Genomic DNA, 15,213 nt, shown 5'->3' with positions numbered 1-15,213 from the left:
CTCGCGGATGATTGACTCGCTGAGAGTGACTCGCTGAGGATAAGGAAACACTGCTTCAGTATCTGATCAGGAAGCCAGTGAGCTGCCCTTTTCCACCATGGTGCGGTACACCGAAGCGGTGGCCATGAGCTGGTCATGGCTGCCCTGCTCAATGATCCGGCCGTCAGCCAGAACCAGGATCAGGTCGGCGTTGCGAATGGTGGAGAGCCGGTGGGCGATGATGATGGTGGTGCGTTCCTGGGAGATGGTTTCAATGGCCTGCTGGATCAGGATCTCCGTCTTGGTATCGATGTTGGCGGTGGCCTCATCCAGGACAAAGATGGCCGGGTCATGGGCCAGGGCCCGGGCAAAGGACAGCAGCTGCCGCTGTCCCATGGACAGGGTGGCGCCGCGTTCCATCACGGGTTCTTCCAGTCCCTGACCGAACTGATCAATCATGGGGCGGGCATGGGATTTATCAATGGCGTCTTCAATCCGTTCCTGGGGAATTGAATCATTGAGGGTGATATTCTCCCGGATGGTGCCGGAGAACAGGAAGACATCCTGCAGCACGACGGCGACCTGACGGCGCAGATCCCGTTTTCGGATCTCCCGGATGTCGATGCCGTCGATGAGAATCTGCCCTTTCTGTATGTCATAGAAGCCCGACAAGAGGGATATGATGGTGGTCTTGCCCGACCCGGTCTCGCCGATGATGGCGAAGGTCTCGCCCGGCCTTACATGGAAGCTGACATCCTTCAGGATCCAGTTCTCCCCTTCGTAGGCAAACCAGACATTGCGGAATTCAATGTCGCCCTTCATGCCCTTGAGCTCCTGTCCCCGGTCCAGCTCCTCCAGAATGGCGGTCTGATCCGTAATCTCGAAAATCCGGGTGGCGGAAACCAGAGCCGATTCAATCTGGGTGAAGGACTCCGCCAGGTCAGCCAGCGGCGCAAAGAACTGCCGCACATAGAGCGTCAGCGCAATGACATCGCCCAGGTTGACGCTGCCCCGGCGCAGCATGTTCATTCCCACAATCAGAATGACCGCGGTGGCCAGACTTTCGAAGACGTTGGCCGAGGGGCCGGACAGGGAATGCATTTTGAGCTGGATCAGCGAGCGCCGGAAATACTCGTTGTTGAGATAGCTGAAGCCCTCGAACTTTTCCTTCTTGCCGTTGAACAGCTGCACGATCTTCATGCCCGAGATGTTTTCGGCGATGAAACCGTTGAGCCGGCTGGTAATGGCCTTCAGCTCAATCCAGTTGTCATGGATCATCTTGCGGATGTAGAAAATGACAAACAGCATGGGCGGAAGCACGATCAGCGACCACAGGGTGAGCTCGACATTCATCTGCAGCATGGCAAAGATGACGCCGGCCAGGAGAATGACGTCCTTGACCAGACTGACCAGAATGTCGGTGAACAGCTCCGACACCGCTTCCACGTCATTGGTGGTTCGGGTGATGAGCCGCCCCGCGCTGGTTTTATCCAGATAGCTCAGAGGAAAGAGCTGAATCGAGGTAAAGACGGTTTCGCGGAGCTTGCGTGCCACCAGCTGTCCGACCTTGGTGATCAGCAGCACCTGGAAGTAGAAGGCCGCCATGCCCAGGATCATGATGGCCATGTAGATGAGTGCCATGCCCCACAGCGGGAGCCCCTGGGAGCTGACCAGACGGCGGGCCACCAGGTACTCGTCCGTGATGATCTTGATGAACCAGGGCTTAAGCAGCGTTGTCAGATTCACCAGCACGATCAGGAGGCCGATCACGATGACCTGGACCAGGTGGGGCTTCAGGTAGCCGAGCAGACGGACAAAGGCGCCAGAGCCATCAGGCGTCGGCTTCTTCGGTGTCTTTGATTCGGTCTTTGTACTGTGAGTTGTAGATGTCAAAGTAGAGTCCCCTCCTTTCCAGCAGTTCCTCATGAGTGCCCCGCTCCCGAATGGTGTGTTCATCCAGAACCAGGATTTCGTCACAAGCCATCACCGCGGAGATGCGATGGGCCACGATGACGGTGGTGCGGTCGGCCCGCAGCTTGCGCAGCCTGGCCAGAATCTTGGCTTCGGTGACCGTATCCACCGCCGACAGGGCGTCGTCCAGGATCAGGATCATCGGATGGCGGATCAGCGCCCGGGCGATGGAGATGCGCTGCTTCTGGCCGCCGGAGAGATTAACCCCCCGCTCGCCCAGGATCGTATCATAGCCGTCCGGGAGCCCTGCGATGCTCTTGTTGATGTGGGCGTCCTTGGCCGCCTGGATCACCTGATCCCGGGTGTAGATGTCCTTGAAGAACCGGATGTTGGCGTCAATGGTGTCATGGAACAGGAAGTTGTCCTGGGGCACATAGCCGATGTGGTCCAGCAGGACCGGCAGGGTGTAATCGTTGATGTCCTGGCCGTCCAGGAAAATTTTTCCGTCTGGCACGTTGTAGACCTTCATCAGCAGGTTGACCAGGGTGGTTTTGCCTGACCCGGTCTCCCCCAGAATGCCCAGGGACTTGCCGTTGGGCAGGTGGATCGTCAGATCCCGCAGCACCGGCACCTCGGTTCCCGGATACATGAAATCCAGATCCACGATATCGATCTGACCCGTCTTCATGTCCGCGGCCAGGCCGCTGCCGTCCGTGATTTCGTGGGGATAGTCCAGCAGTTCATCCAGCCGCCCCATGGAGGCCATGCCGCGCTGAATCACGTTGATGATCCGTCCGATGAACATAACCGGAATCAGCATCATGTTCAGGTAATTGGCCACGGCGGTGAAATCGCCCAGGCTGATGGTTCCGTTCACCACCAGAGGACCGCAGACCATGAAGAACAGACCGTAGCTCACGGCAAAGCCGGCCTGAACCATGGGGTTAAGCAGTCCGGATACCCGAACCATGGACAGGTTGCGCAGGGCCATGGTCTGAGAAAGATCCATGAACCGCTCCATCTCCTGATCTTCCTGGACGTAGGCTTTAATAACCCGGATGCCGTTGATGTTCTCATTGACCCGGTCCGAGATGGAACCGAAGGCTTCCTGCACCTTGCGGAACCGAGCCCGGATCTGCTTGCCCAACAACACCATGGCCACAACAACCACAGGAATCGGCGCCAGGATATGGAAGGTCGTCCATCCCCCCAGGCGCTGCACCATGCCCAGGGTTGAGATCGAGATCATGGCAAAGCCGTTGATGGACATGATCAGGGCCGGCCCGAAGGCCATGCGCACCGCGTTGACATCGTTGATGTTGTAGGCGATCAGATCGCCGGTCTTGCGCTTGTTGTAGAAGGACTGGGACAGCTCCTGGAAGTTGGAGAACACCAGCGCCGACAGCTCCCGCTGCAGTTTGCGGGCATTTCCCACAATCAGATAGCGCCAGACATAGGCCCCGGCAAAGGAAATCAGCGCCACGGCGATGAGCGGATAGATAAAGCGGGACAGTCCGGCCCAGTCCGCACCGCCCGATGCCAGATAATCCGTCGCGTCCCCGACGTATTCCGGGTAGTACAGCCGGATCCGGGTGGAGATCAGCATCAGCGCGATACCCGCCAGATAGCTCCAGGCATTTTTACGGAAAAACTCCCGCAGAAATTTTCTTCCCATGTAGTTCACCTCTTTCATACACTCCCCATTATACCGACCCCTTCCAAGAGTATTCTGCAAAACCATACAGTTTTCCGAAAAGAGAAACACTAATTCCGAGAGCAAAGCCGGGACCATCGGCCCCGGCTTTCGGTTGAATTCTGTTCTGAGATACGGTCAGATTATTTGGCTCCTGCCGCGTTCTGTCCGGCGATCCGGCCGAAGACGTTGATATCAGCCAGGGCATTGCCGCCCAGACGGTTGGTGCCGTGAATGCCGCCCGTGACTTCTCCGGCTGCGTACAGACCGGGGATGGCCTTGCCGTCCTGATCGAGCACATGAGCCTGAGCATCGATGGTGATGCCGCCCATGGTGTGGTGAACGGTCGGGACGCGGGCTCCGGCGTAGAACGGAGCGGTGTCGAGCTTCTTGTCGAACAGCGTCCGGCCGAACTCGTCCTTGGCGCCGTCAACGGCTTTGTTGAAGTCCTCAACGGATTTCACGAAGGCAGCGGGATCCACGCCGATCTTTCCAGCCAGCTCTTCCAGGGTTTCGCCCTTGAAGGCGCGTCCGGCTGCGACCAGATCATCAATGGATTCGTTGAAGTTGTTGATGGTGTCGCCGGTGGGATAGGAGTTCTTGTCGACGATGACCCACATGTAGGAGTCCGTCTGTTCCATCAGCGCCTTGGTCATGACATCGCGCCGGGCCCCTTCATCCACAAACCGCTTGCCTTCCTTGTTGACGAAAATCCGGTTCTGCACGCCCTGCTCAATGTTGCCGCTGAGGGATCCGGTCTCCGGGTCGCCCATGGGCAGAAGCTGAATGTATTCCATTCCGGTAAAGCCGGCATTGACCTTTTCCGCCATGGCGATTCCGTCGCCGGTGGCTCCGGTGTGGTTGGTGGTCTTGATGTTGGTCAGATCCGGCCACAAGGAAGTATTGTACTTATTGCGCATTTCCACATTGGCGCCAAATCCGCCGGTGGCGATTATGACGCCCTTGGAAGCCCGGACGGTGACCTTGCCGGTCTTGCCCTGAGCGATGACGCCAACGATCTTGCCGCCTTCCATGATCAGATCTTCGGCCTTGGTATCCAGCAGCACTTCGATGTCGGCCTTGTTCTTTTCGATGTAGTCCTCATAGGTCTGGACAAATCCGGTGCCCAGCGGTTTCTCTGGCTTGTGCGCCCGGCTCCACAGACCGCCCAGAACGGTGAAGATATAGTCTTTGAACAGCATGCCCTTGGCTTCCAGCCACTCGATGGTGGGATAGGTGTTTTCACACAGGACATCGATCAGCTCCGGATTGCCCTTTTTGTCTCCGCCCAGATAGGTCTGCAGCTTGTGCATGGAGGGAGAGTCAAACAGCGTGGTCTTCTTGGAGTCCGTGTATTCCTTCCATTCCTGCTTCAGGGTTTCCTGCCAGGTTTTGACCTTGGCATCGTCAAAGGTCATTTCCAGAATGCCTTCCACCGTCTTTTTCTCCAGGTCAGTCATCGTCAGAGCTGCCTGGCGCTTGGGATCCGCCGCATTGTAGGCCGCTCCGGAAATGATGGTGTTTCCACCCAGTCGGGACATCTTTTCCAGAACAATGACTTTCGCGCCGTTTTCATGGGCTGACATGGCCGCCGATAAGCCGGCGCCGCCGCCGCCAATGATCACGACATCCGTCGTCTTCTCAACATCGCCGGTAGTCCCCCCGGGTCCGGCCGTCTTGTTCTTGAGAGCTTCAATGTCTGCGCCGGCACTGGTCAGGGCAGCCGTTACCGCTTCCAGGATTCCTTTGCTGGAGTAAGTCGCGCCGGACACCGCATCCACTTTCAGGGTTGTGCCGGACTTGATCAGCGCCACGATGCTCTCAATGGCCTTATCGCCGACACCCTCCGTCTCCGTCTGCTCCACCTTGATATCCGTAATCGCCGTCTCCGACAGCGTTACTTCCACCTTGATCGGTCCGTGGAAGCCTTCTGCTTCTCCCTTGTAAGTACCCGGCTTGAACTTAATCTCACCGGTTGGGGCGGTCGTTGCCGGCGGGGTGGTTGAGGGAGTAGTGGTCGCCACTGCTGTGGTAGTCGGTGCCGCTGTTCCAGCCGGTGTGGTGGTAGGTGGTGTTGTCGCACAAGCCGCCAGACCGGCGGTCATCAGACCAGCCACCATCAGGCTCATCACTCGCTTTTTCAGATTCATCTTCTTTCATCCTTAACACGACCGTATGTGATATTGTTTTCACGTATAATTATACATTTGTCAATACATCAATACAATGGAACGGCTTCATTTGATAAGTATTGTCAATGTTTTTTCAGAACCAAAGGAATAGTTAGCATCCCACTCTCATGAATATTATTGCATATCCCAGCCTCCATCCCTCCCCTCAGTCCATAAGACTTCCGCCCGGTGATGCGGTCCCTTCATTCCGTGAATCTTTTCCCCGTGAACCAGACCCTTGGTTCCGTGAATCAGGAAAATGATGATAAATAAAAAAAGCACCCGGGTTGGGTGCTTTTTTCAGGGTGAATAGAATCAGTTGCCATTGATTCGACTTCGTACTAACAGAATAACAAATGGAGAACAAAGATTCGAGAGGTAAATGTAAATCTTTTGATAACATTTTGTTATATTTTTGTTAACGAAAGAACTGAATCTTGTTTAACCGTTGCTACGACTCACTTTTTCTTGATTTCAGTTCAAATGTTAATTTTTTATGAATGAGCGCTGCTCTTGCCGCTGGTGACGATGCCCACTTTGCCGTCCACGGTGATCATGGTGCCGTCCTTGAGGCGATGGGTGGCTTCGCGGGCAGCGTACACAATCGGGATCTCCATCTTCAGTACTTCGATGGTGACTTCCGGGCTGATGGATTCCGCTTCCACGACGACGCCTTCGGCTTCATGCAGATGGGGCAGGTAGTCCGGAATCAGATCATGGACTACCAAAATGGAACCGGCTTCGACCCGATTTTCCGCTTCCAGGGGAGAGTGCACGATGGTGGCAATGCCGGAGACCTGGCGCTTGATGGGCTCAAGTCCCTTGCCTTCCAGGAGGACATCCCCGATGATGTGGATCTTCATCATATTGGTGGAGCCCTTAAAGTTAACCGGAATGCCGGCGGAAATGACGACCAGGTCCCCGTCCTGAACAAAGCCCTGAGCTTTGGCTGCGGCTGTCGTCTTTTCGATCAGTTCATCGGTGGACTCAAAGGTCTCGGATACGATGGGATAAACACCCCAGGTACAGGCCAGCTTTCGGGCCACTGCTTCCACGGGGGTTACCGCAATGATGGTGGACTTGGGCCGGAACTTGGCAATGTTGCGGGCGGTTGAACCGCTGGTGGTTCCGGTAATGATGGCTTTGGTTTCCAGCTTGTTGGCGGTGGTGCAGACCGCGGCGGAAATAGCGGACTGAACTGTATTGGTCTGGTTTTTCAGCAGCTGGGTCAGCAGGTTATTGTAGTTGATCTGAGACTCAGTGGCCAGGGCGATATCCGCCATGGTCTGAACCGCTTCCACCGGCCATTCGCCGGAGGCGGTTTCACCGGAAAGCATCACGGCGTCGGAACCATCCATGATGGCATTGGCGACGTCTGAAACCTCAGCCCGGGTCGGACGAGGATTGCGCACCATGGAGTCGAGCATCTGAGTAGCGGTGATCACGGGCTTCCCGGCCGCATTGCATTTTTGAATGATCATCTTCTGGATCATAGGCACCCGCTCGATGGGAATTTCCACCCCCATGTCGCCACGTGCCACCATGATGCCGTCAGAGTACTTGATGATCTCATCAACGTTTTCCACGCCTTCTTCATTCTCGATCTTGGAATAGATGTGGATGTGGGAAGCATTCAGCTCGTGGAGCACCTTGCGGATCTCCAGAACATCGGAGCCCTTGCGGATAAAAGAAGCGGCGATAATGTCCACGCCAAACTCCGCGCCAAAGGCCAGGTCTTTCTTGTCCTGTTCAGTCAGAGCCGGCAGATTGGTTTTGACGCCGGGCAGATTCGAGCTTTTGCGGTTGCTGATCTCTCCGGTGTTGCGCACAATGGTTTTCACCTCATTGCCGACAATCGCCGTAACCTCCAGATCAACCAGACCGTCATTGAGCAGAATATGCTTGCCCGGTTCCATGACTTTGGCCAGATCCTTGTAGGTGACGGCAAAGCGGGTTTCATCCCCGAGGAAATCCTCACCGCCGACCACTGTAACTTCCGTGCCTTCCTGCAGGATCACCTTGCCGTTCTTGAAGTCCCGGGCCCGGATCTCCGGTCCCTTGGTGTCGAGAAGGATGGCGTAGTTGAGATGCTTCTCCCCAGCCACCTTGCGCACCCGCTCCATGGTGGCGCGGTGGGAGTCATGGTTGCCGTGGGAAAAGTTATGGCGGGAAACATTCATCCCCGAATCAAACAATTTTCCGATCATTTCTTCGGAATCCGTTGCCGGTCCGATGGTACAGACAATCTTGGTTTTTCTTAACATAGGTTCTCCTTCGCTTCTTAAGATATTTCCTGGGCGATGGTCAAAAGCTTCTCATCAAAGACATTCTCCATGGCCAGGGCTTCGTGGATATCCATGTCGATGATGTGATTATCCCGAATTCCGACGACCCGGCTGGTTTTCCCTTCCATCAGCAGTTCCACCGCCCGATGGCCGAACTTGGCCGCCAGGATGCGGTCCGCCGAAGAGGGCGATCCGCCGCGCTGGATGTGACCCAGTACCGTGATCCGGGTCTCCAGACCCGTCACTTCCTCGATTTCTTCCGCCATTTCCTTGGCTCCGCCGACGCCCTCCGCCATGACGATGAGGTAGTGGTGCTTGTCCCGGGAACGCCCCTCCAGGATCAGCTTGACGACATCATTGACCGAATAAGGCTTCTCCGGAACGACCACCAGCTCGGCGCCGCCGGCAATGCCGGCATAAAGCGCGATGTCGCCGCAGTGCCGGCCCATGACCTCTACGATGGAACAACGCTCATGGGAGGCAGAGGTATCCTTCAGCTTGTTGATGGCTTCCACCACTGTATCCACGGCGGTGTCAAAGCCCAGGGTGAAGTCCGTGTAGGCCAGGTCATTGTCGATGGTTCCTGGAATGCCGATGGTATTGATCCCCAGTTCCGACAGCTTGGCCGCCCCGTGGAACGAGCCGTCGCCGCCGACTACTACCAGTCCTTCGATGCCGAAGATCCGCAGGACCTGAGCAGCCTTTTCCTGGACCGCCCGGTCCTTGAAGGTTTCCAGCCGGGCCGTCTTCAGGATCGTTCCGCCCTTGTGCACGATGTCCGAAACCGAGTTCCGGTCCATTGGCTTCAGCTCACCATTGATCAGTCCGTAAAAGCCCCGCTCCACGCCCATCACCTCGATGCCGTTGTGCAAAGCGGTCCGCACCACCGCGCGGATGGCAGCATTCATTCCGGGCGCATCGCCCCCGGAGGTCAAAATCGCTATTTTCTTCATTCGTTTTCCTTTCCTCTGTCAGCCGGCGGCCCCCGGCACCGGGCAGTTTTCCCGCCCCGATGTTCCTGAATGGTTATGCCGGATATTACCTCATATCAAGTTTATTGTATCGCATTCGAAGACCCCATCTCAACTGCAAAGGTGTTAACAATCCGCGGGCAAACGTCTTCATGGCATATGACGCAAAAATAATCTTTTGATCTTTCCAATATCACGCAATAAAATTCGTCCTTGTCCCCTCCAAAAAGAATAAAGCGGCCAACGCCGCCGATCATACCTTACGTGTTTCCCTATGCTCTGGTGTAAATCAGAGCATTACGAGCTGAGCAGAGATATTTTTTCGTTTGCAATATTTTCATTATCGCCTTGATTTGCATCACATTTTTCATAAAAGCACCTCCAGATACGAACGGAGTTTCGCCTCAACTCTAAGCCTTTTTGCATATTCAGAGAGTAAAGGAACGTTCTTGTCATTTCTTTTTATGTACCTCTTAAATGCATCCGTAACAATTTGTATATCTGTATCACTATGTTTTCGTAAAATATCACAGAGAGATCGTTCCATATTGTATGCCTTTACAGGGTTTCCAATCGGGGTTCTAATTTCTACAACACCCAATTCATAAAGTTCTTTTATGACTCTATTGCACTTAACGTTTTCACTTTTAACATTTGTTAGATTATAGCTACTCGGGAATGTCATTTGAAATCTCATTGGTGTTCGATCAGTCAAGTCGTGAAGGTATAATGCAGTCTCACCTGAGAAGATTCCTTTTTTATAACGTACTTGAAGATGATACATTTCATCATCCCAAGCATTTGCCAACTGATATACACCTCTTGCAGCCCTTTCAATGACTCCAGTGTCTACAAGATGTTTTAGACTTCCACGTGATATCCCTGCTTCCGTCACTTCCGCTGAAGTAACGACACCATTGTTTCTCTTTAAGATCTCAAGTATTTTTTCTGAATTTGTCATAACATATCCTCTTGTCCAAACATTTATACTCATAATTATTAACTTATTGAGCATAAAAGTCAAATGTGGTTGTTGCGATTGAAACCAGATGCCTAGTCAATCAGTCAAACCATGACTTGTTAAATGGGCATTCCACATACTAGGGTCAGCCACTTAGCATGAAGGATAATTTTGACTCAGTTGACCGACTGAACATAAATCGAGTCCCCAGCCCGATTTCGGTATGAGAACTCGAATACAGGAAATAATCATCGTAAGTCCTACTTCAGGACTACATTGTCCTTGCCGATTTTCTTCTCCAGCAGCTCCAGAATATTGGTGTCAAGGTCCAGGCACTGCCGCTCGGGCAGCTGATAGCTTTGCTTTTCACTGGCGGCGTAGATAATCACCGGCGTCGAGCCCTGATGGGCTGTCAGCAGGGGGGATAATCCGGCCAGGATTGCCCTGGCTTCCGCTAAGTCATGGAAGCGCAGATAGAGCTTGCCCTGAGCTCCCTCCTTCCCTTCCTTCTTGCTTGGCCGGACCCGGCCCGGCTGAACGCCAGCCCTATCCGCTCCGGAAGCTGTCGGTGAGGCCAAGTCTTGGCCATTCACCGGCTGGCTGGTGCTCCTTTCTCCCTTTGCCGAACCCTCATTGACCGATCTGCCGTTGCCTGGACTGCCGTTGGCTGAGTTGCCATTGGTCGGGCGAGAACCGGCTGAAGGCCGACTGCCCGGTTTCTCCGCGGGGGGCGTGCGCCGCTGACTGCGGCTGGCGCCGAATCGGTCCAGATCCGGGCGCATCTTGAACTGGGGCAGCTTACCCTGCTCGATCAGGCTCATTTCCTCGGCAATGACCTTAGTATTCTCATCTTCCCGGACCTGGAGCCGGCCGGAGACGGCAATGACCAGATCCTCCTGGAGGAAGCTCTTAAGCAGGTCATACGTCTTGGGGAAGACAATCAGTTCGACTTCGCCGGTGGGATCCTCCAGGGTGGCGAAGGCCATCATGGCATTGTTCCGGGTGATCTTGCGGGTGATGGATGTCAGGATGCCGCCCATGGTGACGCGCTGGCCATCGTGCAGCACCCGGTCCGAGGCCATCTGACTCTCGGCCTGCAGCGCCGCCTCGTCCCGGACATCATCCAGGAGGTCATTGGCGATGATGTCCTGGACGAAGATGGTGCACAGGGCATCCAGCTCCGCCGCGTATTCATCCAGGGGATGACCGGACAGATAGAGACCGGTCATTTCCTTTTCCATGAACAGCCGGTCCTTGAGCGGGAACTCCTCGATCTGCGGCAGGTTGATGGCAAAGCCGTCGATGTCTTCGGTGCCGTCCCCGGCTTCGGAGCCGAAGAAGGACATCTGGCCCTTGATCAGCCGCCGACGCTCACTGGAGAAGCTCTCCAGAATCCGCTCATAGACGGCCAGCAGGCGGGACCGCTCCACTCCCATGGAATCGAACGCCCCGGCTTTGATCATGCACTCGCAGGCCCGCTTGTTCAAGCCGGCTTCATCCAGCTTGCTCATAAAATCATGGAAGGAAGTAAACTGCCCCTTCTTCTCCCGGGTCTGGATGATGGACTCAATGACGGAAAATCCAAGGTTCTTGATTCCGGCCAGACCGAAACGGATTTTATTGCCGCTGACGGTGAAGCGGGCACCGGACTCGTTGATGTCCGGCGGCAGCAGCTCGATGCCGATGGACTTGGCGTAGCGGATATAGAAGCTAGCCTTTTCCGCCGAGCCGATGAAGGAATTGAGCATGGCGGCGATGAATTCCACCGGGTAGTAGCGCATCAGGTAGGCCGTCTGGTAGCCGATGACGGCATAGGCGGCGGCATGGGCCTTGTTGAAGGCATAGGAGGCGAAGTAGGACATCTGATCAAAGATCTTCTGTGCGGCCTCGTCGGAAATGCCGTTGCGCCGGGTTCCCGGTACAATCACCCGGCCGTCTTCCACAATGCCCTCAATGAAGTTCTTGCGCTCTTGTTCCATAACATCGTGCTTCTTCTTGCTCATGGCCCGGCGCACCAGATCCGCCCGGCCCAGCGAATAGCCGGCCAGATCCTGAACGATCTGCATGACCTGTTCCTGGTAGACCATGACGCCGTAGGTGACATCGAGGATATGCTCCAGCTCCGGCGTCAGGTAGCTGACCTGATCCGGATTCTTCTTGCTCTCGATGTAGCGCGGAATTTCAGACATCGGACCCGGCCGGTACAGGGATATTCCGGCGATGATGTCCTCCAGGCTCTCCGGCTTGAGTTCTTTCATAAAGGAAGTCATGCCGGCAGATTCCAGCTGGAATACTCCGACCGTCCGACCTTCCCCGATCATGTCATAGACCTTGGGATCGTCAAAGGGCAGCGCATCGACCTGGACCTGGATGCCGCGGTTTTGCCGGATCATGGTCACGGCATCCTGCATGACGGTGAGGGTGCGCAGCCCCAGAAAGTCCATCTTGAGCAGTCCCAGTTCCTCCAGGGTGCCCATGGGGAACTGGGTGACAATGGCTTCCTCGTTGCGCTGCAGCGGGACATACTCCACCAGGGGGCGGCCGGAAATCACAACGCCGGCGGCATGAGTGGAGGAATGGCGCGGCAGGCCTTCCAGGCGCAGGGCAATGTTGATCAGCTCCGTCACCCGGGGGTCGGTCTCATAGGCATTCTTAAGCTCCGGATTCATCTCCAGCGCCTTCTCAATGGTAATGCCCAGAACGGTGGGGATCATCTTGGCAATCTGGTCCACCTCGCCGTAGGGATACATCATGGCACGGCCGACATCCCGGATGCAGGCCCGGGCCGCCATGGTCCCAAAGGTTATAATTTGGGCCACGTTGTCCTTGCCGTACTTGTCCACCACGTAGTCAATGACTTCCTGACGCCGTTCATAGCAGAAGTCCGAGTCAATATCGGGCATGGAGATCCGCTCCGGGTTCAGAAAGCGTTCAAAGATGAGATTGTACCGGATCGGATCGATCTTGGTAATATTCAGGGTATAGGCGATGATGGACGCGGCGGCCGAGCCCCGGCCGGCGCCGGTGGCGATGCCGTGGTCATCGGCGAACTTGATGAAATCCCAGACAATCAGGAAATAGTCGACATAGCCCATCCGCTCGAGAATCCCCAGCTCATAGGCCAGCCGCTCAATCAGAATCCGGCTGTTGCCCGAATCCAGGGCATCCATCCGGGCCATGACCGCTTCCGACATCGGCAGATCCCGGAACTCGGCAAACACCGGATACTTGCGGGTCAGGCCCTCATAACAGCGCTGCTTGAGATACCGGGCATGGTCCGTCCCCTCCGGCAGGTCAAAGGCCGGAAGGCGGGACACATGGAACTGGTAGTCAAACTGACACTGCTGGGCGATCTTCACCGTATTTTCCAACGCTTCGGGCACATGGGCAAATAGTTCCCACATCTGCTGCGGACTCTTGAGATAGAACTCCGGCGACGGATACTTCATCCGGTCCGACTCATCCACAGCGGCAGCGGTCTGAATGCACAAAAGGACATCATGGCTGCGATGGTCGTCCCGGGCCAGATAGTGCACATCGTTGGTGGCCACCAGCGGGATGTCCAGTTCCCGGGCCAGCTCGATGTTCAGGGCATTGACCTTTTTCTGCTCGGCCAGGCCGTGGTCCTGCAGCTCCAGATAGAAGCCGTCCCGGAACGCATCCCGGTAGAAGATTGCCGCGGCGCGGGCCTTCTCCGGGAAGCCGTGATTCAGATTCTCCTGAACCTCACCGCCCAGGCAGGCAGACAGGGCAATCAGGCCCTCGCTGTGACGGGCCAGAAAGGCGTGGTCCACCCGGGGCTTATAGTAGAAGCCCCGGATCGAGGCCTCACTGACAATGCGCATCAGATTCTGGTAGCCCGTTTCGTTCTTGACCAAAAGCACCAGATGATGAATGGTGTTGTTGGCCAGGGTGCGATCCTCCATATTGCCTGAACAGACATAGATTTCCGAACCGATGATGGGCCGGATGCCTTCCCGCTGACAGGCCTTGTAGAACTCCACCGTACCGTACATGGTTCCATGGTCGGTGATGGCCAGCGCCGGCATGCCCAGTTCCCTGGCCCGGGCCACCATTTCCGGAATCTTTCCCGAGCCGTCGAGCAAAGAAAACTCGGTATGGGCGTGCAGATGCACAAAGGGATATTGTTTTTCAGTTGGTTGTTGGTTATTCAGAATCTCAGTCATATCAGTCTCTTTCTCGCAACCCGGTTGCGTGGTCGGACGGGGAAGTCACGTCTTGTCCTACTATTTTACCATCATTCCCGCCCAAGGGGAAAACCTTCCGATTTCAGTCCGAAAAGCAGCAGACACGACTCGTCCTGGAAGGTATCGCCAGCTTTTCCTCCCCCGACTGCGGATCCCGACCTCTCCTTGAGAATGCCAGAGCTTGAAGTCTGTATTCTCGGTTTGAAATCCTCCTGCACCAGGACCAATCTGGATTCCCAAATGTACCTCCTGTCTGCGCAACATGGTAAGATATGAATATCAGGAATCGCTGCGGCGATGGAATTCAAAGAAAAAAAGTACCCAAAGCATGTCTTGTCGTTTCCTCTGAACTTAATATTAAGCGGAAAAAGAATGATCCGAGTATGATCCGAAATTGATCCGAGTATGATCCGAAAATGATCTGCGAATGATTTGAGAATGATCTGAGAATAAGCAGAATGAAGACCATCGAATCCATCTCATTGACCGGGGTGATAAAAAATGAACGTGAAAGATACCGCCAGACGCTGGGGACGAAGCGAGAAGGTCGTTCGAACGTACTGCCAGGAAGGCATTGTTCCGAGCGCGGAGAAAAAAGGCAGGTTCTGGGACATTCCACAGAACGCGCCGGCACCGCCTTTAACCAGACACGGGCTGGTGCTGCTGCTCGAGAGCATCCTGCTCCAGGCTGACGGAGCCGCTGTGAATTTCCGTCGGATCGGTTATCCAGAAATCGAGGTGGTCCTGGGCTACCGCTATCTGTCGGATCAGCTCTTTATTTCCGGATTCAGCGAAACGGAGCCCATTGAAAAGGCTCTGGCACAGGCAAAGTGCACCCAACGCGGACGAAAGCTCATTGCCGCACACGAGGAGTCGAAAAATAAGGGCAGGAAAATGATCGCGGGTGAAATCGGAATTAACGCGGGCAAGCCGCATATCCTCGGAAAGTTTGAGAAAGACGATTCCTAAGACACTCAGACAATTCAGATCCCCGAGAAATGGGAAGATTAAGAAAAGTCCTGGACGTTGTCCGG

At 55.2% G+C, this 15,213-nt stretch carries 8 protein-coding genes; 1 reads left to right on the top strand and 7 read right to left on the bottom strand.

Annotated features, from left to right (window positions below; genetic code table 11):
• Positions 1 to 66: 66 nt before the first annotated feature.
• The 7 genes from P6M73_RS04075 to P6M73_RS04045 all read right to left on the bottom strand — a co-directional run bounded on the left by P6M73_RS04075 (position 67) and on the right by P6M73_RS04045 (position 14,158).
• Positions 67 to 1,872, bottom strand: coding sequence for an ABC transporter ATP-binding protein (locus tag P6M73_RS04075; RefSeq protein ID WP_277854853.1), 1,806 nt, complete (start codon positions 1,870 to 1,872; stop codon positions 67 to 69).
• Positions 1,811 to 3,565, bottom strand: coding sequence for an ABC transporter ATP-binding protein (locus tag P6M73_RS04070; protein ID WP_277854852.1), 1,755 nt, complete (start codon positions 3,563 to 3,565; stop codon positions 1,811 to 1,813). Before P6M73_RS04070 ends, P6M73_RS04075 begins: the two co-directional genes overlap by 62 nt.
• A gap of 161 nt (positions 3,566 to 3,726) precedes the next feature.
• Positions 3,727 to 5,733 carry a flavocytochrome c gene (locus tag P6M73_RS04065; RefSeq protein ID WP_277854851.1) on the bottom strand — a complete coding sequence of 669 codons (2,007 nt, stop codon included), beginning with the start codon at positions 5,731 to 5,733 and terminating at the stop codon, positions 3,727 to 3,729.
• Positions 5,734 to 6,248: 515 nt separating this feature from the next.
• Positions 6,249 to 8,018, bottom strand: coding sequence for a pyruvate kinase (gene pyk, locus P6M73_RS04060; RefSeq protein ID WP_277854850.1), 1,770 nt, complete (start codon positions 8,016 to 8,018; stop codon positions 6,249 to 6,251).
• A gap of 17 nt (positions 8,019 to 8,035) precedes the next feature.
• Positions 8,036 to 8,992, bottom strand: coding sequence for a 6-phosphofructokinase (gene pfkA / locus P6M73_RS04055; RefSeq protein WP_277854849.1), 957 nt, complete (start codon positions 8,990 to 8,992; stop codon positions 8,036 to 8,038).
• Between the two features lie 385 nt (positions 8,993 to 9,377).
• Positions 9,378 to 9,971: a type IV toxin-antitoxin system AbiEi family antitoxin domain-containing protein gene (locus P6M73_RS04050; RefSeq protein WP_277854848.1), complete on the bottom strand. Its 594-nt coding sequence runs from the start codon at positions 9,969 to 9,971 to the stop codon at positions 9,378 to 9,380.
• Positions 9,972 to 10,231: 260 nt separating this feature from the next.
• Entirely contained in the window at positions 10,232 to 14,158 is a 3,927-nt protein-coding gene (locus tag P6M73_RS04045; RefSeq protein WP_277854847.1) for a DNA polymerase III subunit alpha, read from the bottom strand.
• A 522-nt stretch (positions 14,159 to 14,680) separates the two neighbouring features.
• Here P6M73_RS04045 and P6M73_RS04040 point away from each other — a divergent pair.
• Positions 14,681 to 15,148 (top strand): hypothetical protein, encoded by a 468-nt coding sequence (locus P6M73_RS04040; protein WP_277854846.1) that lies wholly within the window; start codon positions 14,681 to 14,683, stop codon positions 15,146 to 15,148.
• Positions 15,149 to 15,213: the final 65 nt, after the last annotated feature.

The organism is Anaerococcoides asporogena (assembly GCF_029590275.1).
Taxonomy (GTDB): Bacteria; Bacillota; Clostridia; order Clostridiales; family Clostridiaceae; genus JG1575.
Note: the sequence above shows the minus strand (reverse complement) of the source record. Positions and strands in the feature narration are given on the sequence as shown.